Annotated in this window: 16 protein-coding genes and 1 pseudogene; 8 read left to right on the plus strand and 9 right to left on the minus strand. The window is 71.7% G+C overall.

All coding sequences use genetic code 11. The features are described from left to right. Positions 1-1260 precede the first annotated feature (1260 nt). Positions 1261-2148: pseudogene (locus tag AC5WAM_RS15435) on the plus strand (chitinase); the annotation flags it as partial. 49 nt (positions 2149-2197) lie between these two features. Here AC5WAM_RS15435 and AC5WAM_RS15440 read toward each other — a convergent pair. Continuing rightward, the gene (locus AC5WAM_RS15440; RefSeq protein WP_366793078.1) at positions 2198-3529 is read right to left on the minus strand and encodes an Nramp family divalent metal transporter; all 1332 of its coding nucleotides are present in this window, start codon (positions 3527-3529) and stop codon (positions 2198-2200) included. A 278-nt stretch (positions 3530-3807) separates the two neighbouring features. On the opposite strand from AC5WAM_RS15440, the gene AC5WAM_RS15445 reads away from it, so the two are divergent. After that, complete coding sequence (locus tag AC5WAM_RS15445; protein WP_366793077.1) at positions 3808-5151, plus strand: M14 family metallopeptidase; 1344 nt, start codon at positions 3808-3810, stop codon at positions 5149-5151. A 535-nt stretch (positions 5152-5686) separates the two neighbouring features. On the opposite strand, the gene AC5WAM_RS15450 is transcribed toward AC5WAM_RS15445, so the two are convergent. From AC5WAM_RS15450 to AC5WAM_RS15465, 4 genes are all read right to left on the minus strand, one after another. Next, positions 5687-7198: a GntP family permease gene (locus tag AC5WAM_RS15450; protein WP_366793076.1), complete on the minus strand. Its 1512-nt coding sequence runs from the start codon at positions 7196-7198 to the stop codon at positions 5687-5689. Between the two features lie 222 nt (positions 7199-7420). Next, positions 7421-7840 carry a RidA family protein gene (locus AC5WAM_RS15455; protein WP_138961538.1) on the minus strand — a complete coding sequence of 140 codons (420 nt, stop codon included), beginning with the start codon at positions 7838-7840 and terminating at the stop codon, positions 7421-7423. Further along, on the minus strand, positions 7837-8601 hold the full coding sequence (locus AC5WAM_RS15460; RefSeq protein WP_172383449.1) for an IclR family transcriptional regulator: 765 nt from the start codon (positions 8599-8601) through the stop codon (positions 7837-7839). Before AC5WAM_RS15460 ends, AC5WAM_RS15455 begins: the two co-directional genes overlap by 4 nt. Further along, positions 8598-9779: a sugar kinase gene (locus AC5WAM_RS15465; RefSeq protein ID WP_375256671.1), complete on the minus strand. Its 1182-nt coding sequence runs from the start codon at positions 9777-9779 to the stop codon at positions 8598-8600. Before AC5WAM_RS15465 ends, AC5WAM_RS15460 begins: the two co-directional genes overlap by 4 nt. Before the next feature lie 191 nt (positions 9780-9970). Between AC5WAM_RS15465 and AC5WAM_RS15470 the strand changes: the two genes are divergently transcribed. Then, positions 9971-11377 (plus strand): amino acid deaminase, encoded by a 1407-nt coding sequence (locus tag AC5WAM_RS15470; RefSeq protein ID WP_495522913.1) that lies wholly within the window; start codon positions 9971-9973, stop codon positions 11375-11377. Positions 11378-11544: 167 nt separating this feature from the next. Continuing rightward, positions 11545-13158 (plus strand): N-acyl-D-amino-acid deacylase family protein, encoded by a 1614-nt coding sequence (locus AC5WAM_RS15475; protein WP_495522914.1) that lies wholly within the window; start codon positions 11545-11547, stop codon positions 13156-13158. Between the two features lie 23 nt (positions 13159-13181). On the opposite strand, the gene AC5WAM_RS15480 is transcribed toward AC5WAM_RS15475, so the two are convergent. Continuing rightward, positions 13182-14081, minus strand: coding sequence for a S1 family peptidase (locus tag AC5WAM_RS15480; RefSeq protein ID WP_495522915.1), 900 nt, complete (start codon positions 14079-14081; stop codon positions 13182-13184). A gap of 223 nt (positions 14082-14304) precedes the next feature. Here AC5WAM_RS15480 and AC5WAM_RS15485 point away from each other — a divergent pair, with 223 nt between their 5' ends. Next, the gene (locus AC5WAM_RS15485) at positions 14305-15516 is read left to right on the plus strand and encodes a pyridoxal phosphate-dependent aminotransferase (RefSeq protein WP_495522916.1); all 1212 of its coding nucleotides are present in this window, start codon (positions 14305-14307) and stop codon (positions 15514-15516) included. Positions 15517-15617: 101 nt separating this feature from the next. After that, positions 15618-16025 (plus strand): SCO4983 family protein, encoded by a 408-nt coding sequence (locus AC5WAM_RS15490; RefSeq protein ID WP_366793115.1) that lies wholly within the window; start codon positions 15618-15620, stop codon positions 16023-16025. 92 nt (positions 16026-16117) lie between these two features. On the opposite strand, the gene AC5WAM_RS15495 is transcribed toward AC5WAM_RS15490, so the two are convergent. Then, positions 16118-17968: a phosphoenolpyruvate carboxykinase (GTP) gene (locus AC5WAM_RS15495; protein WP_366793070.1), complete on the minus strand. Its 1851-nt coding sequence runs from the start codon at positions 17966-17968 to the stop codon at positions 16118-16120. Positions 17969-18208: 240 nt separating this feature from the next. Here AC5WAM_RS15495 and trhA point away from each other — a divergent pair, with 240 nt between their 5' ends. Next, positions 18209-18961 (plus strand): PAQR family membrane homeostasis protein TrhA, encoded by a 753-nt coding sequence (trhA, locus tag AC5WAM_RS15500; RefSeq protein ID WP_495522917.1) that lies wholly within the window; start codon positions 18209-18211, stop codon positions 18959-18961. A gap of 148 nt (positions 18962-19109) precedes the next feature. Here the strand turns inward: trhA and AC5WAM_RS15505 are convergent, their stop codons facing one another. Together AC5WAM_RS15505 and AC5WAM_RS15510 are read right to left on the minus strand one after the other, a co-directional pair. Then, complete coding sequence (locus AC5WAM_RS15505; protein ID WP_366793068.1) at positions 19110-19631, minus strand: hypothetical protein; 522 nt, start codon at positions 19629-19631, stop codon at positions 19110-19112. A 292-nt stretch (positions 19632-19923) separates the two neighbouring features. Beyond that, positions 19924-21948 carry a thioredoxin domain-containing protein gene (locus AC5WAM_RS15510; protein ID WP_495522918.1) on the minus strand — a complete coding sequence of 675 codons (2025 nt, stop codon included), beginning with the start codon at positions 21946-21948 and terminating at the stop codon, positions 19924-19926. A 235-nt stretch (positions 21949-22183) separates the two neighbouring features. Between AC5WAM_RS15510 and AC5WAM_RS15515 the strand changes: the two genes are divergently transcribed. After that, positions 22184-25411 (plus strand): tetratricopeptide repeat protein, encoded by a 3228-nt coding sequence (locus tag AC5WAM_RS15515; RefSeq protein ID WP_495522919.1) that lies wholly within the window; start codon positions 22184-22186, stop codon positions 25409-25411. The last annotated feature ends 11 nt before the right edge of the window (positions 25412-25422 follow it).

Genomic DNA, 25422 nt, shown 5'->3' on the forward strand with positions numbered 1-25422 from the left:
CTCGGCCGTCGCCGTCAGCTGGAGGTCCACGCCCTTGACCGGCACGTCCGCGTACGTGGCGGTCGCACCGTCGAGGGTCGGCTCGGGCAGGGTGGCCGGCCAGCCGAGCTTGAGGCGCTGTCCCTCCGTGCCCAGGGTCAGCAGCCCGGATCCGCTGCCGCCGCCTGAGAAGGCGAGGTCCACCACGGCCGACTTCGGCCCCACGGTCCCGTCGGCGCGCTTCTCCAGCGTGACGTCGATGCTCTGCCACGCGCCGTTCTCGTCGCGGGCCCGCTGTGGCGTTGTCGACTGGGTCATGACGAACGAACCGTCGGGGTTCGCCATCGTCGTCGTGTACTCGGTGCGCTCCGACGTCACCTCGACCGGATCGCCCGTCGCCGCCGCGCGCTGCGACGCGGTCTGTTCCGTCAGCGGCCCGGCGGGCGCCGAGGCATGCGCCTCACCGCCGGGGACAGCGAACGCGACCGCCGGAAGCAGCGACAGGAGGAGAGCCGTCGCCGACACTCCCCCGGTGACGCGTCGTGATGCTCTTCGTTTTCGGGCATGGCCATGCCCCCACCTCAACTCCACAGTCCCCACCCCAGAGTTACGACAACTTCACAGTTTGCAGGTGGAGAGAGTTAACGCCTCGCGAGTTCCTTGCGTCAATGTGAACTGCGCCACAAATCAACTTATCTATGCAACCCCAACTAGGCTCATGCGGGCGGAACTTGAGGCTCCATTGACGTGCACTTACTCCCTCACCGCTATGAATCCGCCACCCTGCGCAAACGACACCCCAAGATGACGTCATGAATACGCCATTTCCAAAACGGTCGGGGGGCAGGGTTTGAAGTGTGTGTTCTTTGCCAGAGCGACTTCACAAGCTGGTCGGTCGACCCGTGCAGCCATCCGAAATCAGCCACACGAGCCCGCGAGGGCCCGCATGACACACCCTCTTGACAACCACATTGGTCTGGACCAACTTGTACGACCAAGCAACAGCGGTGGCCACCGTCCCCTTCCGGCCCGTACGGGCCCCTCCCCCCCATCCCCCCACCGGAGGCAGAAGTGGACCGCGCACGCACAGGTACACGTACGCGCAGAGGCAGGAGCAGCGTTCTCGCCGGGATGCTCGCCGCGCTCGGGCTCGCGGTCGCGGGGCTCGCGACCGGTGGGGCCGGGAGCGCCGACGCCCGGGACGCCGGGACGCCTGGGCAGGGCCACGCCCAGAAGCAGGCACAGGCGCAGGCACACGCCCAGACGCAGGCACGGGCTCGGGCCGTGCCCAAGCACGCCGTCACCGGGTACTGGCAGAACTTCAACAACGGCGCCACCGTGCAGCGGCTCAGCCAGGTGCAGGACCAGTACGACATCATCGCCGTCGCCTTCGCGGACGCCACCGGGACGCCGGGGAAGGTGACCTTCAACCTCGACTCGGCGGGGCTCGGCGGCTACACCGTCGCCCAGTTCAAGGCCGACATCAAGGCCAAGAAGGCGGCGGGCAAGTCCGTGATCGTCTCGGTCGGGGGCGAGCGCGGGGCCGTCTCCGTCAACAGCTCCACCGCGGCGGCGAACTTCGCCGCCTCCGTGTACGCGCTCATGCAGGAGTACGGCTTCGACGGCGTCGACATCGACCTGGAGAACGGGCTCAACGCCACCTACATGACCCAGGCCCTCAAGTCCCTGTCCCAGAAGGCCGGGCCCGGGCTCGTGCTCACCATGGCGCCGCAGACCATCGACATGCAGTCGACGTCCAACGCGTACTTCAGGACGGCCCTGAACGTGAAGGACATCCTCACCGTCGTCAACATGCAGTACTACAACAGCGGCGCGATGCTGGGGTGCGACGGGAAGGTCTACAGCCAGGGCTCCGTGGACTTCCTGACCGCGCTCGCCTGCATCCAGCTGGAGGGCGGGCTCGCGCCGTCGCAGGTGGGGATCGGGACGCCCGCGTCACCGCGCGGGGCCGGATCCGGGTACGTCTCGCCGGCCCTCGTGAAGAACGCCCTCGACTGCCTCGCCCGGGGCACCGGCTGCGGCTCCTTCAAGCCGTCCAGGACCTACCCGGGCATCCGCGGCGCCATGACCTGGTCGACCAACTGGGACGCCCTGAACGGGAACGCGTGGTCCAACGCCGTGGGGCCGCACGTCCACGGCCTGCCGTAGTGCGAACCCACCGCCGGGCGCACCGCGGCGCCGCGGTGCGCCCGGCGGATCAGAAGAAGCTGCTCCAGTCCTGGTCCGTGATCTGCTTGACGCACAGCACCAGGAACAGCAGGCCCGCGATCACCAGCATGCCGTTGCTGACCCAGCCGTTGCGCCACTCCGCGGGCGTGCGGGAGGAGTTGAGGAGCCAGATCAGGGTCAGGGCGAGGAAGGGCATGAAGGCCGCGCCCAGGACGCCGTAGAGGATGATCAGGCGGAACGGCTGGCCCTGGAAGAGCAGGACGATCGGGGGAAAGGTCAGCCAGAGCAGGTAGGCGCGGAAGGGCAGCGAGCGCTCGCGGGCGCCGGAGGCCACCTCGGCGCCGGAGCGGGCACCGCCGTCCGCGCCGACGCGGGACTTGCGGTAGTGCTCCACGAAGTCGGCGAACATCAGGCTCACGCCGTGCCAGACGCCGATGAGGGAGGTGAAGGACGTGGCGAAGAAGCCGATGAGGAAGAGCTTCGAGGTGGCGGTGCCGTACTCCTCCTCCAGGATGCCGCTCAGCTGGACCAGGCCCTTGTCGCCGCTCGCGAGGGCGACGTTCGCGGAGTGCAGCAGCTCGGCGCCGACGAAGAGCATCGCCACGACGAAGATGCCGGTGGTGATGTACGCGACGCGGTTGTCCAGGCGCATCACCTTCATCCAGCCCGTGTTCGTCCAGCCCTTGGCGTTCACCCAGTAGCCGTACGCGGCCAGCGTGATGGTGCCGCCGACGCCGCCGATGAGACCGAGGGTGTTGAGGACCGAGTCCTTCTCGTCGGGCAGGACGGGAAGCAGGCCCGCGACGGCGTCACCCAGGTTCGGGGTCACGCGGACCGCCAGGTACACCGTGACCACGAACATGACGCCCACCAGGACCGTCATGACCTTCTCGAACACGTCGTACTTGTTGAACCAGACGAAGACCAGGCCCACCACACCGGTGAGCACCGCCCACCACTTCAGGTCCATCACGTCGGGGAACAGGGCCTGGAGCGGCAGGCCGGACGAGGACATCGCGGCCGCGCCGTACGCGAAGCCCCACACCACGACGTAGACGACGAAGAACCACGTCGTCCAGCGGCCCAGGCCGGCCCAGCCCTCGAAGAGCGTGCGGCCGGTCGACAGGTGCCAGCGGCCCGCGGCCTCGGCCAGGGAGATCTTCACGACGCAGCCGATGACGGCGGCCCACAGCAGGGTGTAGCCGAAGTTGCTGCCCGCGATCAGCGTGGCCACCAGGTCGCCGGCGCCGACCCCGGTGGCGGCGACGACGATGCCGGGACCGATGTACTTCCAACTGGACTTGCGGGGCACGGAGTCGACGTCCCCGGCTGCGATGGGTCCACCTTTGGTTTCGGCCATGCGATCAAGAAAGCGCAAGCGCGCGCGGCGCACAAGGGGTCGTACGGCAGCGGGCCGTGGGACGCGGGAGGCGCGTGCTCCGGCCCGGCGGTCGCCGTACGGACCGCACACGGTCACCGCACAGCCGCCCCACAGTCGGCTCAAAGCCGTGTTGACCAGAACATGCCATACCGCGACCATGGGCCAGCACGGTCCGTGCCCACCCGGCACCCCGCGCGCTCGCGCCACCCGCACCACATGCGTCGCAATGCACCACTCCCACCCCCACAGGAGCATTCATGCGACTTCGCATACGCGGAAAGAGATCAGCGGCTCTCGCGGCTGTGCTCGCCCTCGCGATCGGGGCGCCCCTCAGCGCCAACGCGTCCGACTCCTCGTCCCCTTCGGCCAGGAAGGCGGCGGCCGCCGCCGCGGCCGAGGACGAGATCCGCCAGTACTCCGTGCCCGGACCCGCCACGCGCGCCGCCCGTACGGCGCTCGCCGCGACCGGCGTGTCCATCGACGAGGCCGGCGACCACGGGGTCGTCGTCTCCGCGAACGCCGCCCAGGCCAGGAAGCTGCGCGCGCTCGGGTACACGCTCAAGGCGCTGGCCGGGCCGCCGAAGCGCGCGGGCGACGGACCGGTGCGGGTGCGGGACTTCCCGCCCGCCGACTCTCGCTACCACAACTACGCGGAGATGACCGCGGAGATCGACCAGCGGCTCCAGCAGTACCCGAACATCATGAGCAAGCGCGTGATCGGCAAGTCGTACCAGGGCCGGGACATCGTCGCCATCAAGGTCAGCGACAACGTCGGCACGGACGAGAACGAGCCCGAGGTCCTCTTCACCCACCACCAGCACGCCCGTGAGCACCTGACGGTGGAGATGGCCCTCTACACGCTGCGCGAGCTGGGCGCGGGCTACGGCAGCGACCCCCGCGTCACCAAGATGGTCAACGAGCGCGAGATCTGGATCGTGCCGGACCTCAACCCCGACGGCGGCGAGTACGACATCGCCACCGGCTCCTACCGCAGCTGGCGCCTGAACCGGCAGCCCAACTCGGGCGGCGCCACCGGCACCGACCTGAACCGCAACTGGAACTTCAAGTGGGGCTGCTGCGGCGGTTCCTCGGGCACGCCCGGATCCGAGACCTACCGGGGCAGCGCGCCCGAGTCGGGCCCCGAGGTCAAGGTCGTCGCGAACTTCGTGCGCAGCCGGGTGGTCGGCGGCAAGCAGCAGATCAAGGCGGGCATCGACTTCCACACGTACAGCGAGCTGGTCCTGTGGCCGTTCGGCTACACGTACAACGACACGGCGCCCGGTCTGACCCAGGACGACCACGACGCCTTCGCCACCGTCGGCCGCAAGATGGCCGCGAGCAACGGCTACACGCCCGAGCAGTCCAGCGACCTCTACATCACCGACGGCACCATCGACGACTGGCTCTGGGGCAACCAGAAGATCTTCGGCTACACCTTCGAGATGTACCCCCGGTCCGGCGGGGGCGGCTTCTACCCGCCCGACGAGGTCATCGAGCGCGAGACCTCCCGCAACCGGGACGCGGTGCTCCAGCTCCTGGAGAACTCGGACTGCATGTACCGCTCGATCGGGAAGGAACAGCAGTACTGCACCGGACAGTGACCGGGCACGCGTAGCCCCCTGGGGTCGTCGTTGATCACTCACAGGGGTTGATTCCCGACGCCGCATGCATAGCGGGGCAGTTCAGGCGCAGCCTCTCGGCGGGTGATCACAAAAGCGGATCACCCGCTGACCGGACTACGGAGAGGAAGTGCTCTGTGCGCGCTGTGTCCTCCATGCTTTCGATGCTCTCGGCGTCTCCCGGACCCTCGCGGCGACGGGCCGCGCTGGCCGTCGCGGGAGCCGTGACAGGAGTGGTCCTCGCCCTGGCGGCGGACGTCGCCAGGGCGGCGGCGACCACCGGCTCCCGGGCCGGCCGCTGCTGCGGAACGCACCGCCCCCTGCGCGTGCTGCGCAGGCGGCGTAACGATCAGGCACGGTCGGTTCGGCGGCCGGGCCAGGAAGGCGTGGTACTGCGCCAGTCGTGAAGCGGCGCCGGAGCGGGGGCACTCGGTGATCCACCGGGTGCCCCCGCTCCGCCGTGCCGTACGCGGTGGCCACTCGCCCGCGTGCGACGGCCCGCCGCCGTCCGCGGCGGCTACACGAAGAGGCTCACCACCGCCGCCACCGCGAAGCCCGCCACCGACAGGACCGACTCCAGGACCGTCCAGGACTTCAGGGTGTCGCGCTCGGTGATGCCGAAGTACTTCGCCACGATCCAGAAGCCGCCGTCGTTGACGTGCGAGGCGAAGATCGAGCCCGCGGAGATGGCCATGATGACCAGGGCCGTGAAGGCGTGCGAGTAGTCGCCCTCGGCGAGCAGCGGGGCGACGATGCCCGCGGTGGTGACGATCGCGACCGTCGCCGAGCCCTGCGCCACGCGCAGGACCAGGGAGATGAGGTAGGCGAGGACGATGACCGGCAGGCCCACGTCGTTGAAGGTGTCGGCGAGGGCGTCGGCGACGCCGCTGCCCTTGAGCACGGCGCCGAAGACCCCGCCCGCGCCGACGACGAGCAGGATGTTGCCGACGGGCTTGAGCGACGCCGTCGACACCGTCTCCAGGGACTTGCGGGACCAGCCGCGCCGGATGCCGAGCAGGTAGTACGCCATCAGGAGCGCGATCGTCAGGGCGACGAAGGGGTGGCCGAAGAACTCGATCACGCTGCGCAGCGTGGACGGGTCGAAGGCGATGGAGGAGAACGTCGCCAGCAGGATGAGCAGCAGCGGCGTGCCGATGATCAGGAACACGGTGCTCAGCGCGACCGGCTCCTCCGTCGGGGTCAGGCCCTGCGCGCGCTGCTCCTCGGCGACGGCCGCCTTCGCCTCCTCGGAGGCCTCCAGCATGTCCTGCGGTACGGGGACGAAGATCCGCTTGCCGATCCAGGCGGCGTACGCCCAGGCCGCGAGCACGGCCGGGATGCCGCAGACGATGCCCATGAGGATGACCCAGCCGAGGTCCACCTTCAGCAGCCCGGCCGCCGCCACGGGCCCCGGGTGCGGGGGCAGGAAGGCGTGCGTCATCGACAGGCCGGCGAGCAGCGGCAGGCAGTACAGGAGGATCGACTTGCCGCTGCGCTTGGCGGCGGCGTACACGATCGGCGCGAGGACGAAGATGCCGACGTCGAAGAAGACCGGTATGCCGAAGATGAGGCCGGTCAGGCCCATGGCCACGGGGGCGCGCTGCTCACCGAAGAGGTCGAGGAGGCGCTTGGACAACACCTCGGCGCCGCCGGAGACTTCGAGGATCGCGCCGAGCATCGTGCCGAGGCCGATGATGATCGCCACATGGCCGAGGATGCCGCCCATGCCGGTTTCGATGAGCGAGGTCGCGGTCGACTTCTGGACCGTGCCGAAGAGTTCGGTGACCGAAAGGCCGGCGGCGAGTCCGACGGCTATGGAGACGGCGAGCAGGGCCACGAACGGCTGGAGCCTGACCTTGATGATCAGGTAGAGGAGCAGCAGGATGCCGAGGGCCGCGACGGTCAGCAGTCCCGCCGTGCCGTCGATCAGGGCCATCAGGCCACCGGTGTGCGGGACCTTCTCCGGTTCTTCGGCGGCGGCGAGCGCGGTGAGGGCTCCGGAGGAGCCCGAGGGGGCGAACGGGGACATCGTTGACCTCGTAAGTGCATGGGGCTTTCTGGGCAGGGGGGATCGCGGCGTGGTCCTCACGCCGGACGGGTGGAGCGGCATCGCGCTGTGCGCGCTTCCTCGGACGCCGGACGGGCTGGATCGTGCCGGTCCGCAGACAATCAGCCCGTCCGGCGTGTGAGGACGAGGCGCGAAGCGCCGATGAACGGGGCGGCAGGAGATGGCGCGGCCCCGGGAAAGGCCTCAGCCGAGGACGGCCAGGGCGTCGATCTCGATGAGGAGGCCCTTGGGCAGGCCGACGTACACCGTGGTGCGGGCGGACGCGGGGGCCTTGAGGCCCTGCTCGTCGAAGTACTGGTTGTAGATCTCGTTCATCTCCGCGAAGTGGTCGACGTCCGTGAGGTAGACGCGCATCATCATCACGTCGTCCCAGGTCGCGCCGCCCTCTTCGAGGATGGCCTTGACGTTGGCGAAGGTCTGCAGGGTCTGCTCGCGCAGGGTGGGGCCCGCCGGGGTGGGCGCCTTGCCCTCCTCGGCGGGGAGGAAGCCGACCTGCCCGGCGACCTGGAGGATGTTGCCCTTCTTCACGCCGTGCGAGAACTTCGCGGGCGGGGCGGTGTGCGTGGAGGGCGTGATCGCGGTCTTCTGGATGTTCTCGCTCATGAACTTGCTTCCTTGATAGGGGCCTTGCCGGAGTACTCCCGGCTGATCGCCTCCGCCGTGCGACGGACCAGCGGGAGCAGGGTGAGGAGTTCCTCGGCGGTGACGACGACGTTCGGCGCGGACACCGACATGGCGGCGACGACACGGCCGTCCGCGCCCCGGATGGGCGCGCCGACGCAGTTGATGGACTCCTCGTGACCACCGAGGTCGGTGGCCCAGCCCTGTTCGCGCACCTGCGCCAGCTCCTTGAGGAAGGCGGCCGCGTTGGGCGTCGAACGGGACGTGTACGTGGGGTAGTCGAGCTTCTCGGCGATCACGCGGCGCTCGCCCTCGGGGAAGTCGGCGAGCAGGAGCTTGGCGACGGCGGCGACGGTGATGGCGACGGACTTGCCGATGCGCGAGTACATCCGTACCGGGTAGCGGCTCTCGACCTTGTCGATGTAGACGACCTCGCCCTCCTCGTAGACCGCGAGGTGGACCGTGTGGCCGCACTTCTCGTTGAGGGCGAGCAGGTGGGGATGGGCGATCTCGCGGACGTCGAGGTGTTCGACGGCCTCCTGGGCGAGCGCGAAGAGCCGCGCGCCCAGGCGGTAGCGCTGGTCGGACTGGCGGAAGACCAGGCCGTGTTCGTGCAGGGTGCGCAGCAGGCGCAGGGCCGTGGACTTGTGCACTCCGAGGCGGTCGGCGACCTGCCCCAGATCAGCGGGGCCCTCGGCGAGCAGGGGCAGGATCGTCAGGGCTCGGTCGACGGTCTGGCTCATGGCGTTGGTACCTCCTCGGCGGCCCCGGGACGGCGCGGCTCTGCCGTCCAGCCGGGGCCAAGGCGCAGTGTCTCCCAGGCGGCGGGGGCCAGGGCGGCGAGCGCGTCGGCGTGCTCGCGCGCCGGGGGCGTGGCGAGGTCGCCCGGCACGGTGAGGGCGGCGGCGGCCATCAGGTGGCCGTGCCGCAGCCGCTGCTCGGCACCGAGGCCGCGCAGCGTTCCTGACAGGTATCCGGCGGCGAAGGCGTCACCGGCGCCGACCGGGGCGACGACGTCGACGCGCAGGGCCGGGACGAAGGTGGCGGTGTCGCGCCCGGTCTCGGGGTCGGTGACGAAGGCGGTGGCGCCCTCGGACCCCTGCTTGACGACGAGTTGGGCGGGTTCGGGAAGTGCGGCGCGGATGGCCGCGGGGCCGCCGGTGACCTGCCAGGCGGCCGCGGCCTCGTCGACGCCGACGAAGACGAGGTCGGCGCCGCGCGCCAGGTCGAGCAGGACGGCGGGGCTGCGGCCGCCCTCGGGCCACAGGCCGGGGCGGTGGTTGACGTCGAAGGAGACGAGCGAGCGGCGGCGACGTCCGGCCGCGCGGTCGCACAGGGCGCGCACGAGCTCCAGGCAGTCGGGGGAAAGGGCGGCGGTGATCCCGGACAGGTGCAGGACGCGTCCGCACCACAGCGCGTCGGCGGCCAGCGTCCGGGGCGACATCGCCGAGGCGGCGGAACCCGCCCGGTAGTAGACGACTTCGTGGGCGTCGGTGTCGCGGTCGTCGGCGGTGCGGAAGTAGATGCCGGTGGGCCGGCGCGGGTCGCGCCCGACCGCGGAGGTGTCCACTCCGTACGCCCCGATGGCGTCGACGAGGTGGTCGCCGAAGCCGTCGGAGCCGACCCGGCTGACCCATCTGGTGCGGTGCCCGGCGGCGGCGAGGGCGCAGGCCACGTTGGACTCGGCCCCGCCGATGCCCCGTTCGAACGCGGGGACGTCGGCGAGCCGCCCCGGCCGCGTGGGCAGGAAGGTGACCATGGACTCCCCGAGCGTGACGACGTCGACGCCGTCGTCCGCGGCACCGCCGTCCGCGCCGCCGTGCGCGCCCTCGGCGACGCCGGGCGGGGCACCGGGCGCGGTCACGCCCTCGGGCACCTCGCCGGTCGCGGCCTCGGTCGCGTCTCGGTCTGCTCCGGTCACGCTCGTGTCAGCCCTTCATTCGTCGTTCGCCGCACGCTCGACGGCCGGGTCGGGGCACCGGATCAGCCGGGCCGGAAGGCCCGTGAGCCGGGCGGAACCCCGGTGCGAGGACCGGGCCCGGATCCGTTGACCCGGCGTTGGCTCGGATGTTAGACAGCAGTAAGCGACATACGCAATGAACGTTGCAGTATATGCAACGCATCTCTGAGGAGGCGCCCATGGCCGCCGACACGCCCGCTGGCACACCCTCCGGCGCGCCCGCCGAACGCGCCGCGACCGCTGACCGCGCCGCGACCACCGAACGCACCGCGGCCACCGAACGCACCGCGACCGCCCTCGCCCGGCTGGCCGAGGAACGGGTCGACCACCGCTTCAAGGGGCTGCCGCCCGACGCCGCGGGCCTCACCGTCGGCGAGCTGGCGGCCCAGCGCCGCAACCTGTTCACGGACGGCTTCACCACCCCCGTCCTCGCCCTCTCCGCCGAGCGCCTGGAGCACAACCTCGCGCTCATGGAGGAGTACGCGACCCGCCACCGCCTCGCCTTCGCGCCGCACGGCAAGACCTCCATGGCGCCGCAGCTCTTCCAGCGCCAGCTGGAGCACGGCGCCTGGGGCATCACGCTCGCCGTGCCCCACCAGGTGCGCGTGGCCCGGGAGTTCGGCGTCCAGCGGATCTTCCTGGCCAACGAGCTGGTGGACGCCGCCGCCCTGCGCTGGCTCGCCCAGGAGCTGGCGCACGACCCCGACTTCCGGTTCATCGCGTACGTGGACTCCGTACGCGGCGTCGAGCTGATGGACGCCGCGCTGCGCGACGCCGGGGCCGGGCGCCCCCTCGACGTGGTCGTCGAGCTCGCCGCGGGCGAGGGCGCGCGCACCGGCGCCCGGACCGAGGCCGACTGCGCGGCCGTCGCCGACGCCGTGGCGGCCACCACGACGCTGCGCCTCGTGGGCGTCTCCGGGTACGAGGGCGAGGTGCCCGACGCCACGCCGGAGCGGGTGCGCGCCTATCTGCGGCGGCTCGTCTCGCTCACCGCCGACTTCGACGCGGCGGGGCGGTTCAAGGCGGGCGGGCTCGACGAGATCGTGGTCAGCGCGGGCGGCTCCGCCTGGTTCGACGCCGTCGCCGACGTCTTCGCCGACGTCCCCCGGCTCTCCCTGCCCGTCCTGAAGCTGCTGCGCTCCGGCGCCTACGTCTCGCACGACGACGGCCACTACCGCCACCTCACGCCCTTCAACCGCGTGCCCGACGAGGGGGCCCTGCACCCCGCCTTCCGGCTGTGGTCCCAGGTCGTGTCCCGGCCCTCGCCCGAGCAGGCCTTCATCAACGCGGGCAAGCGGGACGCGGCGTACGACCTCGACCTGCCCGAGGCGCAGGCCGTCCGCCGCGACGGGGCGGAGCGGCCCGCGACCGGGGTCGAGGTGCACGCCCTCTCCGACCAGCACGGGTGGGTGCGGACCTCCGCCGAGGCCGATCTGGAGGTCGGCGACTGGCTCGGGCTCGGCCTCTCCCACCCCTGTACGTCCTTCGACAAGTGGCAGCTCATCCCTGTCGTCGAGGCGGACGGGACGGTCACGGACTACATCCGCACGTACTTCTGACCCGCGCGGAGCGCCCCAGACCCGCCCCTTCCCGCTCCGGGGGCTCCGCCCCCGTGCCCCCGCCTTTCGGCGCTTCGCGCCTCGTCCTCAAACGCCGGACGGGCTGCGTACAGCGGGCCGGGGCGCTCCCCCGCGAGGACACCCACCCGCCACCAGAGAGGCACCCCATGGACCTGGTCATCCGCGGAGCGCGCGTCGTCGACGGCTCCGGCGACGACGCGTACACGGCCGACGTAGGGATAGAGGACGGACGGATCACGGAGATCCACCGCGAGGGGGAGGCGGGTCCCCGCCCCACGGGCACCCGCCTCCTGGACGCCGAGGGCCTCGCCCTGGCACCCGGCTTCATCGACATGCACGCGCACAGCGACCTCGCCCTGCTCCGCGACCCCGACCACAGCGCGAAGGCCGCCCAGGGCGTCACCCTGGAGGTCATCGGCCAGGACGGCCTGTCGTACGCCCCGGTGGACGACCGCACCCTCGCCGAGGTCCGCCAGGCGATCACGGGCTGGAACGGCGACGGCAGCGACATCGACTTCGACTGGCGCTCGGTCGGCGAGTACCTGGACCGCCTGGACCGCGCGCACGGCGGCCGCGGCATCCCGGTCAACGCCGCGTACCTCATCCCGCAGGGCACCGTCCGGATGTACGCGATGGGCTGGGAGGACCGCGAGGCCTCCCCGGCGGACCTGGAGCGGATGAAGGAGCTGGTCGCCCAGGGCATGGAGCAGGGCGCCGTCGGCATGTCGTCGGGCCTGACCTACACCCCCGGCATGTACGCCAAGGACGCCGAACTGACCGAGCTGTGCCGCGTCGTGGCCTCGTACGGCGGCTACTACTGCCCCCACCACCGCAGTTACGGCGCGGGCGCCCTGGAGGCGTACCGCGAGATGGTGGAGCTGACCCGGACCGCCGGCTGTCCGCTGCACCTCGCGCACGCCACCATGAACTTCGGCGTGAACAAGGGCAAGGCCCCGGACCTGCTCGCCCTCCTCGACGAGGCGCTCGACGGCGGGGCCGACATCACGCTCGACACGTACCCCTACACCCCGGGCTGTACGACGCTCGTCGCGATGCTGCCGAGCTGGGCGAGCGAGGGCGGGCCCGAGGCGATCCTGGCCCGGCTCCAGGACGACGCGACCGCCGAGCGCATCCGGCACCACATGGAGGTCATCGGTGCCGACGGCTGCCACGGCGTGCCGATCGAGTGGGACACCATCGAGGTCTCGGGCGTCTCCGACCCGGGGCTCGCGTCCTGCGTCGGCAAGACCATCCAGCGCTCCGCCGACATGCGCGGCGAGGAGCCGTGGGTCACCGCCCGGCGGCTGCTGATCAACGACCGCCTCGGCTCGACGATCCTCCAGCACGTGGGGCACGAGGAGAACGTCCGGGCGATCATGCGCCACCCCGTGCACACCGGCGGCAGCGACGGCATCCTCCAGGGCTTCAAGCCGCACCCGCGCGCGTACGGGACGTTCCCGCAGTACCTCGGCAAGTACGTACGGGAGTTGGGGGTGCTGTCCCTGGAGGAGTGCGTCGCGCACCTCACCTCACGCGCCGCCGCCCGGCTTCGCCTTCCCGACCGCGGCCACGTGCGCGCGGGCTACCGCGCCGACCTCGTGCTCTTCGACCCCGACACGGTCGCGGCGGGGTCGACGTTCGACGCGCCGCGCACGCCGCCCGTGGGCCTGCCGCACGTCCTGATCGACGGGAAGTTCGTGATCGAGGACGGGCGGCGCACGGACGTCATCGCGGGACGCGCCGTGCGCCGCACCGCCTAGCTCCGGCGGCGCTCAGGCCCCGGTCAGCGGCGCGCGGCCGCCGCGGGCTTGGGCAGGGTGCAGCCCGGCCGGTTCAGGTCGATCTTGTTCCCGGCGCCGACGCAGGGGACGATGGTGTAGGTCTGCTGGCCGTAGTTGATGCCCTGGCGGACGGTGACCTTGCCGTTCTCGTCGACCTCGCAGGGGTTGTTGTCGGTGCAGCGCTGGCCGTCCTCGTTGCCGGTGTTGTTGACGGCCACGACCTTGCCGGTCTGGTCGTCGATCACCGGCGAGCCGGAGGTGCCGCCGATGGTCTGGCACGCGGAGGTGTAGCGGACCGAGTCCTTCCAGGTCCACTGCCCCTCCTTCAGGCGGTACACGAACCCGTCGACGTTGCACTTGTACATCCGCTTCCAGTAGCCGGACGCGACCGTGATGGCCCGGCCCGCCTGCGGGTGCGCGGAGTCGAGTTCGAGGGCCTTGATGCCGTAGCGGCTCTCTATGTCGCGGTAGGTGCTGGTGAGTTCGTACAGCGAGACGTCCGTGTCCGTCATCGTGCCGTACGCGATTTTGCTCGCGCGGACGGTGCCCGCGTTGCCGCCGCTGGCGTTCAGGAGCGTGAAGCTGCGGCTGGACGCGCGGTTCACGATGACCTGGCCGGGGCCGGGGAAGCCGGTCTCCAGACAGTGGCCGTTGGACATCACCAGCGCGCGGTCGGTGGGCTGCGAGCTGGGCACGCGCACGACGGAGCCGGAGCAGTTGCTGAGCGCCACGGTGCCCGCGAAGGTCACGGCCTTGACCTTCGCCTTCGTCTGCGCGGCGGGCTGCGTCCGTACCACCTGCTTGTCGGCCGTCGGCGCCTCGTTGCTGACGGCGGCCGCGGGCAGTGCCGTCGCGCCGAGGAGCAGCGCGGTGAAGACGGCACCGACGAGAGGCTTGTTCATGTGGGGGTCCCCTCAGGAATGACTGCACGACCGGGGGACCAACCGACCCCCCAGTTTTGTCATGCGCATTCTTGAGCCACCCAGCCCCCGGGAACAAGGGTGCGCCCCGAAGGGGCGCGGGGAACTGCGCGACCAGCCCGAGACGGCCCGCACCCGAGAGAACACCCGCCCCGCCCGAGCTCCCACCGTCCAAGGCACCCCCGCCAGAGATAGGCTCGGGGGCATGCAGGTGATCCAGTCGACCAAGCTCGCCAACGTCTGTTACGAGATCCGGGGCCCCGTGCTCGAGGAGGCGATGCGGCTCGAAGCAGCAGGTCACCGCATCCTCAAGCTCAACACGGGCAACCCCGCCGCCTTCGGCTTCGAGTGCCCGCCGGAGATCCTGGAGGACATCCTCCGCAACGTCGGCGACGCCCACGGGTACGGCGACGCCAAGGGCCTGCTCGCCGCCCGCCGCGCCGTGGTGATGCACAACCAGACCCTCGGCATCGAGACCGACGTCGAGCACGTCTTCATCGGCAACGGCGTATCCGAGCTGATCGTGATGGCCATGCAGGGCCTGCTCGACGACGGCGACGAGGTCCTGGTCCCGGCGCCCGACTACCCGCTGTGGACGGCCGCGGTCTCCCTCTCCGGCGGCACCGCCGTGCACTACCGCTGCGACGAGCAGGCGGACTGGATGCCCGACCTCGCCGACGTCGAGCGCAAGGTCACCGACCGCACCAAGGCGATCGTGATCATCAATCCGAACAACCCGACGGGCGCGGTCTACGACGAGGCGGTCCTGCGCGGCCTGACCGACATCGCCCGCCGCCGCAACCTCCTCGTCTGCTCGGACGAGATCTACGACAAGATCCTCTACGACGGCGCCCGGCACACCCCGACCGCGTCCCTCGCCCCCGACCTGCTGACGCTCACGTTCAACGGCATGTCGAAGGCGTACCGGGTGGCCGGGTACCGCGTCGGCTGGATGTCCGTGTCGGGCCCGAAGGCGCACGCCTCCTCGTACATCGAAGGCCTGACGATCCTCGCAAACATGCGCCTGTGCGCCAACATGCCGGGGCAGCACGGCGTGGTCGCCGCCCTCAGCGGACGGCAGACCATCAACGACCTCGTCCTGCCGGGCGGCCGCCTGCTCGAACAGCGGGACGCGGCGTACGACCTGCTCACCCAGATCCCCGGCGTGACCTGCGTGAAGCCGAAGGGTTCCCTCTACCTCTTCCCGCGCCTGGACCCCAAGGTCTTCAAGGTCAAGGACGACCGGCAGATGGTGCTCGACCTGCTGCGCGCCGAGAAGATCATGGTTGTCCACGGCACCGGCTTCAACTGGCCCGAGCCCGACCACTTCCGCATCGTCACGCTGCCCACGGCGACGGACCTGACGGAGGCGGTGACCCGGATCGGGACGTTCCTGGACGGCTACAGCCAGCCGTGACGCCGCGGCCGGACAGCGCGGAGGGCCCGGTTCAAGATCCAGCTCAACTTTAGACAGAATCTAAGCTAGGATGGGTGCTCGACAGCTTGGAGACCCATCTCATGTACGAGCCGATCCGCACCAAGTCGGTCCACACGATGGCCGACCCGGGCGACTTCCCGCACCGCAGCCGCGAGGAGGAGCTGGACATCCAGCTCGCCGGGCACCTGGCCGCGCTGCTCGCCGTCACCGACGAGCTGCGCGTCCTCGCCCCCGACCCCGGTCTCGACCGCGCCGCCGAGCGCCTCGCGGCCCAGGTCGCCCGCCTGCGCGGGGGCCGGCCGCCGGTCCGTTCGACGGTCGCCGCCGCCATCCACGAACCCCATCTGTACGCCCTGCACCAGCGCGCCCACGCCCTCGCGGGCCGCGCCCTGGTCGTCGCCGCGTCCCGCGCCGACACCGGGGCGGCGATCCTGGCCGCCCAGCGCATGGAAGCCCACGCCCCGGCCCTCCACCTGACCAACGCCTGACGGCCCCGGACCGCCGCCCACCCGGCCCCGGACACGCCCCCGCCCGCCCACCTGCCGCAAGGGCAGCTGAGCAGGCGGGAAGGCAGGGGCCTCTAGCCCAGGCGCGCGACCAGCGCCCGGTACTCGTCCCACAGCTCCTTCGGCGTGTGGTCACCGAAGGTGTTGAGGTGGTCGGGCACGAGCGCCGCCTCCTCACGCCAGACCTCCTTGTCCACCGTGAGGAGGAACTCCAGGTCGGCCGCGGGCAGTTCGAGCCCGTTCGTGTCGAGGGAGTCGGGCGTGGGCAGGACGCCGATGGGGGTCTCGACGCCCTCGGCGGTGCCCTCCAGACGGCCCACGATCCACTTCAGGACGCGGCTGTTCTCACCGAAGCCGGGCCACACGAACTTGCCCGCGTCGTTCTTGCGGAACCAGTTCACGTAGTAGATCTTCGGCAGCTTGGACTGGTCCTTGTCCTTGGCCACGTCGACCCAGTGGGCCATGTAGTCGCCCATGTTGTACCCGCAGAACGGCAGCATGGCGAACGGGTCGCGGCGCAGCTCGCCGACCTTGCCCTCGGCGGCGGCCGTCTTCTCGGAGGCCACGTTGGCGCCGAGGAAGACGCCGTGGTTCCAGGTGAAGGACTCGGTGACCAGCGGCACCGCGGAGGCGCGGCGCCCGCCGAAGAGGATCGCCGAGATCGGCACGCCCTTGGGGTCCTCCCACTCGGGCGCGATGATCGGGCACTGCGCGGCGGGCGTGGTGAAGCGGGCGTTCGGGTGCGCGGCCGGGGTGCCGGAATCCGGCGTCCAGGAGTTGCCCTTCCAGTCCGTCAGGTGCGCCGGGGTCTCCTCGGTCATTCCCTCCCACCACACGTCGCCGTCGTCGGTCAGCGCGACGTTCGTGAAGACGCTGTTGCCCCACAGCGTCTTCATGGCGTTGGCGTTGGTGTGCTCGCCGGTGCCGGGCGCGACGCCGAAGAAACCCGCCTCGGGGTTGATCGCGTACAGCCGGCCGTCCTCGCCGAACCGCATCCAGGCGATGTCGTCGCCGATGGTCTCGACGGTCCAGCCGGAGACCGTGGGCTCCAGCATGGCGAGGTTCGTCTTGCCGCAGGCGGACGGGAAGGCCGCGGCGACGTACTTCGACTCCCCCTGCGGCGGGGTGAGCTTCAGGATCAGCATGTGCTCGGCGAGCCAGCCCTCGTCGCGGGCCATGACCGAGGCGATGCGCAGGGCGTAGCACTTCTTGCCGAGCAGGGCGTTGCCGCCGTAGCCCGAGCCGTACGACCAGATCTCGCGCGACTCCGGGAAGTGCGAGATGTACTTCGTGGAGTTGCAGGGCCAGGGGACGTCCGCCTGGCCGGGCTCCAGCGGGGCGCCGAGGGTGTGCACGGCCTTCACGAAGAAGCCGTCGGAGCCGAGCTCGTCCAGGACCGGCCGGCCCATGCGGGTCATCGTGCGCATGGACACGGCGACGTACGCCGAGTCGGTGATCTCGACGCCGATCGCGGACAGCGGCGAGCCGAGCGGGCCCATGCAGAAGGGCACGACGTACAGGGTCCGGCCGCGCATGGAACCGCGGAAGATCCCCTTCTCCCCCGCGAAGACGTCACGCATCTCCGCCGGGTCCTTCCAGTGGTTCGTCGGCCCCGCGTCCGCCTCCTTCTCGGAGCAGATGTAGGTGCGGTCCTCGACGCGCGCCACGTCCGAGGGGTCGGAGGCCGCGTAGTACGAATTCGGCCGCTTGATCGGGTCCAGCTTCTTGAAGGTGCCCTTGGCCACGAGCTCCTCGCACAGGCGCTCGTACTCGGCCTCGGAACCGTCGCACCAGACCACGCTGTCCGGCTGGGTCAGTTCGGCGATCTCGTTCACCCAGGAGATGAGCCCCTGGTGGTCGGTGGGGAGGGTGCCCGCGGACTGCGAGGACTGCGAAGAAGGGGGAGCCGCGATATCGCGCGCCACGATTGCTCCTATACGAGGGGTTTTAGGTTGGGGCCCCGTGGGGGCTGCGACCCGGACGCTTCACTGCATTTCGATCTTCTGGCGCTCATCCGGTGCCGACCGCACTCATTTGATCATCCGTCCCGCTCGCGCATCTGTCCAGAGGGCTTCACACGTGAGCGGAGTGAGCATGGCCACTTGTAGGATGGGATTTCACCGCTTTGATACGTAACTTACGGTTCCGTAGGTACGATGCCGCGCATGACCGCTCCCGTCCCCGACGCGATCACCAGTTCTGCCGCAGGCGGCTCCGGTTCCGCCGTCCCCGCAGGCGAGGTCGCCGCCGCAGTCATCGAGCCCGTCGCCGCGGCCGTGCGCCCGGTGAAGCCCAAACTGCGGGGCTGGCTGCACGCCGGCATGTTCCCCGCGGTGCTGGTCTCCGGCCTCTTCCTGACCGCGCTCGCCGACTCCACCCGCGGCCGTGTCGCCTGCGGGATCTACGTCCTGACGGCGTGCCTCCTGTTCGGCGTCAGCGCGCTGTACCACCGGGGCGACTGGTCACCCCGGACGGACCGCGTCCTGCGCCGCCTCGACCACGCCAACATCTTCCTGATCATCGCGGGCACGTACACCCCGCTGACCATGCTCCTGCTGCCCGACGCCAAGGGACAGTGGCTGCTCTGGGGCATCTGGGCGGCCGCCGCCGCGGGCATCGTGTTCCGCGTCTTCTGGGTGGGCGCCCCGCGCTGGCTCTACACGCCCTGCTATCTGGCCATGGGCTGGGCCGCCGTCTTCTTCCTGCCCGACTTCATGCGCGCGGGCGGGATCGCCGTCCTCGTCCTGGTCATCGTCGGCGGCCTGCTCTACAGCGCGGGCGGCGTGGTCTACGGCTTCAAACGCCCCAATCCGTCCCCGCGCTGGTTCGGCTTCCACGAGGTCTTCCACTCCTTCACCCTCGCCGCGTTCGCCGTCCACTACGTGGGCATCTCCCTGGTGGCCTACCAGCACGCCTGACACCCCCCGGACACCGCAGGGGCCGCGGCTGGTGCCGCGGCCCTCTTCTCTGCGCTCCTTCGGGGCGCGGCTGACGTGCGTCCCCTGAAACACGAAAACCGGGGTTCGAAAGGCCGCCGCCTTTCGAACCCCGGTATCGCGTTACGCGCTAGTTGCCCCAGGTGCCCTGGTTCACGGCGCAGTTCCAGCCGTTGCCGCGGACCTGGAACTTCACCTTGTAGCTGTTCTTGTTCAGCAGCCGGGTGCGGACCTGGACGCCCAGCTTGGCCTTGCCGCTGAAGGACTTGTCGAGGACGGTGATGGTCCGCGACGTCTTGTGGGTGATCTTGCCGCCCTTGGCGGTCGCCCGGCCGAAGCGGATGTTCTTCACGTTGGTGACCGTGAACTTCACGTTCGTGAACTTCTTGGTGCTCTTGTTCTTGATGCCGAAGTACAGGCCGTTGCCCGTCACCCAGCCGCCCTGGCCGATGTAGAAGCGGGACGTGTAGACGATGTCGATCGGGCAGCCGGAGCTCGTCGCCTTGGCGAACGGCGCGGCGCTGCTCGGCTTGTCTGCGGACGCGGAGCGCTGGGTGGCGTCACCCGCCGCGGAGGCGGTCCCGGCGAGGCCGAGCTGGGCGGCGGTGATGAGCCCGGCCGTGCCCAGGGCTGCGGCGGTCGTACGCGTCATGCGGTTCACTGCGGTGAGTACCTCTCCCCCGGTGCCCCTAGTGGGGCCAACTGACAGAACGATGCCAAACATTCACAGCGGTTTCTTACGCCACTGCGACGCCCGTATTGGTATCACGCCGATGGTCACACAAGGAGCACAAGGTGGCCGCTCGGCCCCGGCCGTGACAGAAGCAGGACAATCGGCAGGCATCCCCGGGCGGCACTTCACCGTCCGGAGCCGAGCGGAGTCGTCCGGGGCCGAGGGGGGACGTCCCGGAGCCGAGCGGGGGTCGTCCGGCCCTCGCGGCGGTTCAGCGCAGCGTGCCGAGGGCCGCCGCCAGTTCGGCCGGGTCCGTCGTCGGCCGGTCGCACACGAAGTCCCGGCACACGTACGCCGTCTCCCGGTCCGCCACCGGGACCCGGTCCGCGAGCAGCGGCAGTTCCCCGTCCGCGGGGCCGACGGCCACCGCGGCGCCGGGCGCCGTGCCGAGCAGCGCGACCCGGTGCAGCGGGCCGTCCACCGCCCCCACCACGGCGACCTCGCGCGGCCCGTCGAGCGCGGCCTCGGCGACGGCGAGCCCGTGCCCGATGAACCGCGGCGCGCGCGGCGCGAGGGCCTTGACCACGCCGAGGGCCCGCTCGGCGGCGCGCCGGTGCGGTGCGGCCCCGGTGTGCGCGGCGTAGGTGAGCAGCGCCCCGGCGGCGGCGGTCCAGCCGGAGGGCGCCGCGTTGTCGGTGGGGTCCTGCGGCCGCCGGATGAGGCGCTCGGCGTCGGCGGCCGTGTCGTACAGGGCGCCCGTCTCCTCGTCGGTGAACTGCACCAGAACGTGGTCGAGGAGCAGGCCGGCGAAGTCCAGCCACACCCCTTCGCCGGTCACCGACGCGAGCGCGAGGAAGCCCTCGGCGACGTCGGCGTAGTCCTCAAGGACACCGGCGTTGGCACCGGCGCGGCCGTCCTTGGAGGTGCGGGCGAGCCGGGCCCGGTCGTCCATGTGCAGGCGCACGAGCAGATCGCCCGCGCCGACGGCGGCCGCCACCAGGTCGGGCCGGTCGAAGTAGGCGCCGGTCTCGGCGAGCGCGGCGACGGCCAGGCCGTTCCAGGCGGCGACCACCTTGTCGTCCCTGCCGGGCGCGGGGCGCAGGGCGCGGGCCGCGAGGAGGCGCTCGCGCACGGAGGCCACCCGCTCGGCGTCGGCGACCGCCCCGTCGCCCTGCGGCAGTTGGAGGACGGAGGCGCCCTCCTCGAAGGTGCCCTCCTCGGTGACGCCGAAGTACGCGGCGGCCAGCTCGGCGTCCGCGTCGCCGAGGACCTCGCGCAGCTGCTCGGGGGTCCAGACGTAGTACGCGCCCTCCACCGGGCGGCCGGTGGCGTCCGCGCTGTCGGCATCCAGCGCGGAGGCGAAGCCGCCCTCGTTCGTGCGCAGCTCGCGGACCATGAAGTCGGCCGTCTCCAGGGCGACCCTGCGGGCCAGTTCGGATCCGGTGGCGCGCCACAGGTGGGCGTAGGCGCGGCACAGCAGCGCGTTGTCGTACAGCATCTTCTCGAAGTGCGGCACGACCCACTCGCGGTCCACCGAGTAGCGGGCGAAGCCGCCGCCGAGCTGGTCGTAGATGCCGCCGCGCGCCATGCGCTCGCAGGTGTCGGCGGCCATCTGGAGGGCGCCTTCCGCGCCGGTGCGGGCGTGGTGGCGCAGCAGGAACTCGATGACCATGGACGGCGGGAACTTGGGCGCGCCGCCGAAGCCGCCGTGCCGCTCGTCGTAGTCGCGGGTCAGGCCGAGCAGGGCCTTGGCGAGGTCCTCCTCGGCGGGCCGCCGGTCGTCGCCGAGGGTCAGTTGACGCTCCGCCAGATCCTTGACGATCTTCGCGGCGACCTCGGTGACCTCCGCGCGCCGGTCCTCCCACGCCCGCCGCACGCCGTCGAGGACCTGCGGGAAGGACGGCATGCCGTGGCGCGGCTCGGGCGGGAAGTACGTGCCGAAGTAGAAGGGCTCGGCGTCGGGCGTCAGGAACACGGTCATGGGCCAGCCGCCCTGCCCGGTGGCGGCCTGCACGGCCTCCATGTAGACGGCGTCGACGTCGGGGCGCTCCTCGCGGTCCACCTTCACGTTCACGAAGTTCTCGTTCATGAGGGCGGCCGTCGCGCCGCTCTCGAAGGATTCGTGCGCCATGACGTGACACCAGTGACAGCTCGCGTACCCGACGGACAGCAGGACGGGGACGCCGCGTCGCCGCGCTTCCTCGAAGGCCTCCGGCGTCCAGGGCCACCAGTCGACCGGATTGTCAGCGTGCTGGAGGAGGTAGGGGGAGGTCTCGTGGGCCAGTCGGTTCGGCATGGGCCCATCCTCGCGCACACGGCGCCCGATGGCGGGGTTCCCCCGGCGCGGCGCCCCTCTTCGGGGCGCTCCCTCGCGCCCGTCGCACGTTCGCAGGACACTGACACGTACATGTAGAGGTGACGGGGTACGTGCACCCGTGCAGGGCGGGGCGCGTGACACGTGCCGCGCGACGGTACGCGGGCACGGGCACGCGCGACGGCGGTGTCACGTGCTCCTCTTCGAGGGGGACCACATGCGGGACAGCCACCGGGCCGAAGCCGAGCGCCTGTTGGCACGGGCGGTCGAGGAAGAGGTCCGGCGCACCGGCGGCCGCACCGACGGGAACGTGCTGCTCTCGCGGGCACGGGCCTGTCTCGACGCCATGGAGCAGACGGCGGCGGAGGAGTACGCGGCGTACACGCGGGCCCTGGACGAGTCGGCCGCCGGGCAGCTGACGTTCGGTCAGCGGTATGCGAAGGAGGCGGCCGGGACGCCCCTGCTCGTCGTGGCCGTCGCCGCGGTGGCCGCGTGCGCGGCCGACCTCGTGCTCGGCACCGGCGGCGGCACCGCGCTCGGCGCGGGCGGGGCCGTCGCGGTCGCCGGATTCGCCGCGACCGTGGCGAAGGTGACGGCGTCCCACGTCCCGGCGGCGCAGCGGCACGCGGGCACGGTCCACCAGCCCGGCGGGCCCGAGCAGCTCCGGCTCCAGTGGCTGACGGCCCTGGAGGTGCGGGGCATCCGGCCGTTCCTGGACCAGCAGCGAGTGCTCACGGCGGCGACGGCGGGCGGGGTCGGCGGCGCCCGCTCCGGGCAGCGGAAGCAGGCGCCGCGGCTGCGCGGCACCGACAAGAGCGCGGCCGCGCGGCGGCGCACCGTCCTTGAGCAGTCGTTCGCGCAACTGCCGCAGCCGGAGGGCGAGTTCGCGGGCAGACGGGCCGAGCTCGGGCAGATCGCGCAGTGGGTGCACGCGGCCCGGGCCAGCACCCGGACCAGACCGACGGTGGTGGTCCTGCACGGCGCGCCCGGCGCGGGCCGGTCCGCGCTCGCGGTGCGGGCCGCGCACGATCTGAAGGACCAGTTCCGCGGGGCCTGCGTGGTGGACCTGCGCGGCGAGAGCCCGGACACGCCGCCGCTGTCCACGCGCGACGCGCTCCTGCACCTCCTGAACCGCCTGGGCGCCCCGCGCGAACAGCTCCTCTTCCGGGAGCGCTCGACCCAGGAGCAGCAGGTCAAGCGGCTCAGCGAGCTCTATCACCAGCACCTCACCGGCCTGGAGGTCGTCATCGTCCTGGACGACGCGAGCGACCCCGAGCAGGTGCGCACGCTGGTGCCCGAGCGCTCCGACAGCCTCGTCCTCGTCACCGCCCGCGGCCCCCTGGACCTGCCCGCCGACCTGCCCGCGCGGGTGCACGAGATCGCGGTGGAGGCGCTGGACGACGCCGGGGCCGAACAGCTCATCCGGCAGGTGGCGCAGGACCTGCCGGAGCCGTACGACGCCCAGTCCCTGGACCGCCTTCGGGAGCTGTGCGCCGGGCTGCCGCTGGCGCTGCGCGTGGCGGGCTCCGCGCTCGGGCCGCGCACCCCCGAGGCGCTCGTCGCCGACCTCGCCGCGTACGGGCCCGTCGAGCCGGTCGAGCGCACCCTGTGGCTGCGCTACACCGACCAGCCCGAGACCGCGCGCCGCCTGCTGCGCCGCCTCGCGCTCGCCGGGCGCGCCTCGCTCGGCACCGCGGCGGCGGCCGCGCTGCTCGGCGCCGACGAGCAGGAGGCGGCCCGGCAGCTCACCGCCCTGTCCCGCGCGGGCCTCCTCGACCAGGTGCGCACCAGCCGCTACCGGCTGCACGACACCGTCCGCTCCTTCGCCCAGGCCCGGCTCGCCGACGAGGAGGAGCCCGCCGAGCGCAGCGCCGCGCAGGAACGTCTCATCGTCAGCTACGGCGAGCTCGCCGACTCCGTGATCCGCCTCGTCGACGGCAAGACGTCCACGCGCGCGGACCAGTTCGGGCAGCACGGCTTCACCTCCCTGGACGCGGCACTGCGCTGGCTCGACGACGAGTCGAGCTTCATCACGGCGGCCCTGCGGCACGCCGAGGGCGTCGAGCCCCGGGCCGTGCTCGGTCTGCTCGGCGCGCTGTGCGACTACTGCCTGCTGCGCGGCGACCTCTACCGCCTGGGCGAGATCAGCGAGCTCGCGCAGACGGTCGACCAGGGCCTGCTCGGCCGGAACGTGAAGTGGCGCACCGGCATAGCGGCCCGCCACCTGGGCGAGCTGGACCAGGCCAGGTCCACGCTCACCTCGGTCGTGGACCTGTACTTCGAGGCCCGCCAGGACGCGGGCGCGGCCCGCGCCCTCGGCTCCCTCGGCATCACCCTGCACCACCAGGGCAACCTCTCGGAGGCCGCCGCCCGGCTCCGCGAGGCCCTCGACCTCCAGGTCGCGGACGAGCTCGCGGGCGACCGCGGCTGGACCCTGCACGCGCTCGCCGCCGTGGAACGCGACCGCTCCCGTCTCTCCGAGGCGCAGGAGATGCTGCTCACCGCCCTCGACCTGCACCGCGACAGCGGGTCCGTGCACGGCGAGGCCTGGGCGCACTTCCAGCTCGGCCAGGTGTGCCTGCGCATGGGCGACGTACCGCGCGCGGAGGGCGAACTGCGCCGGGCGATCGAGCTGTACGGGCGCACGCGGGACGCGCGCGGCGAGGCCTGGGCTCTCACCCAGCTGGCCCGCGCCCGGCTCGTCGCGGGCGACCCGTCCCCCGCGGTCGAGGGCCTGCGCCAGGCGGTCTCCCGGCACCGCGACAACGAGGACGCGCGCGGCGAGGCCTGGTCCCTGTACTACCTGGGCCAGGCCCTGGAGGAGACCGGCGCCCTCGACCAGGCGGTACGGGACCTGGAGCGGGCCCGCACCATGTTCTCCCGCATGCGGGACGTCTACGGTCTGGCGTGCGCCCGGCACCACTCGGCCCGCGTCACCCGCGACCAGCGCGCCGCCCAGACCGGCTCGCTGCGCAACTCCGGCTTCGCCCGGCAGCTCCTGGTCGACGCCCGGGCCGACTTCCAGCGCATCGGCGTCGCCCACGGCGAGGGCTGGACGTGCCTCGAACTCGCCGTCATCGACGCGGGCAACGCCCGCACGCAGGCGGCCCTGGCCCTGTGCGACGACGCCATCTCCCTGTTCGCCTCCTACGGCGACCGGCGCGGCGAGGACTGGGCCCACTTCCTGCGCGCCACGCTCCTTCCGTACGCGTCGCCCGGCGGCTGGGACGTCGGCGTCGCCGTCGCCCAGGAGGAACTGGCCCAGCTCACCCGCACCGCGCACCCGCTGCGGGACGCCAAGCTCGACGGCTACGTGGAGGCGTACGAGCTGTTCCTGGAGCGGAAGGCGGAGCTGGAGACCGGCTGGCAGGGGTGGCGGCTCGGCATGACGCCCGACCGGCACGCCAGGGAGATCATGGGCGTTTCGGTGACGTCCCCTCAGTGAGGGCTCGATAG

The sequence above is a fragment of the Streptomyces sp. JLYT201 genome, from assembly GCF_059448825.1.

What these genes read in the sequence shown, in the direction of transcription:
- AC5WAM_RS15460 (WP_172383449.1), bottom strand. Translation starts at nt 8,601, where the DNA reads ATGAGCCAGACCGTCGACCGAGCCCTGACGATCCTGCCCCTGCTCGCC.
- AC5WAM_RS15490 (WP_366793115.1), top strand. Translation starts at nt 15,618, where the DNA reads ATGTACGAGCCGATCCGCACCAAGTCGGTCCACACGATGGCCGACCCG.
- AC5WAM_RS15510 (WP_495522918.1), bottom strand. Translation starts at nt 21,948, where the DNA reads ATGCCGAACCGACTGGCCCACGAGACCTCCCCCTACCTCCTCCAGCAC.
- AC5WAM_RS15485 (WP_495522916.1), top strand. Translation starts at nt 14,305, where the DNA reads ATGCAGGTGATCCAGTCGACCAAGCTCGCCAACGTCTGTTACGAGATC.
- AC5WAM_RS15450 (WP_366793076.1), bottom strand. Translation starts at nt 7,198, where the DNA reads ATGTCCCCGTTCGCCCCCTCGGGCTCCTCCGGAGCCCTCACCGCGCTC.
- AC5WAM_RS15470 (WP_495522913.1), top strand. Translation starts at nt 9,971, where the DNA reads ATGCAACGCATCTCTGAGGAGGCGCCCATGGCCGCCGACACGCCCGCT.
- AC5WAM_RS15480 (WP_495522915.1), bottom strand. Translation starts at nt 14,081, where the DNA reads ATGAACAAGCCTCTCGTCGGTGCCGTCTTCACCGCGCTGCTCCTCGGC.
- AC5WAM_RS15475 (WP_495522914.1), top strand. Translation starts at nt 11,545, where the DNA reads ATGGACCTGGTCATCCGCGGAGCGCGCGTCGTCGACGGCTCCGGCGAC.
- AC5WAM_RS15455 (WP_138961538.1), bottom strand. Translation starts at nt 7,840, where the DNA reads ATGAGCGAGAACATCCAGAAGACCGCGATCACGCCCTCCACGCACACC.
- trhA (WP_495522917.1), top strand. Translation starts at nt 18,209, where the DNA reads ATGACCGCTCCCGTCCCCGACGCGATCACCAGTTCTGCCGCAGGCGGC.
- AC5WAM_RS15440 (WP_366793078.1), bottom strand. Translation starts at nt 3,529, where the DNA reads ATGGCCGAAACCAAAGGTGGACCCATCGCAGCCGGGGACGTCGACTCC.
- AC5WAM_RS15445 (WP_366793077.1), top strand. Translation starts at nt 3,808, where the DNA reads ATGCGACTTCGCATACGCGGAAAGAGATCAGCGGCTCTCGCGGCTGTG.
- AC5WAM_RS15515 (WP_495522919.1), top strand. Translation starts at nt 22,184, where the DNA reads ATGCGGGACAGCCACCGGGCCGAAGCCGAGCGCCTGTTGGCACGGGCG.
- AC5WAM_RS15505 (WP_366793068.1), bottom strand. Translation starts at nt 19,631, where the DNA reads ATGACGCGTACGACCGCCGCAGCCCTGGGCACGGCCGGGCTCATCACC.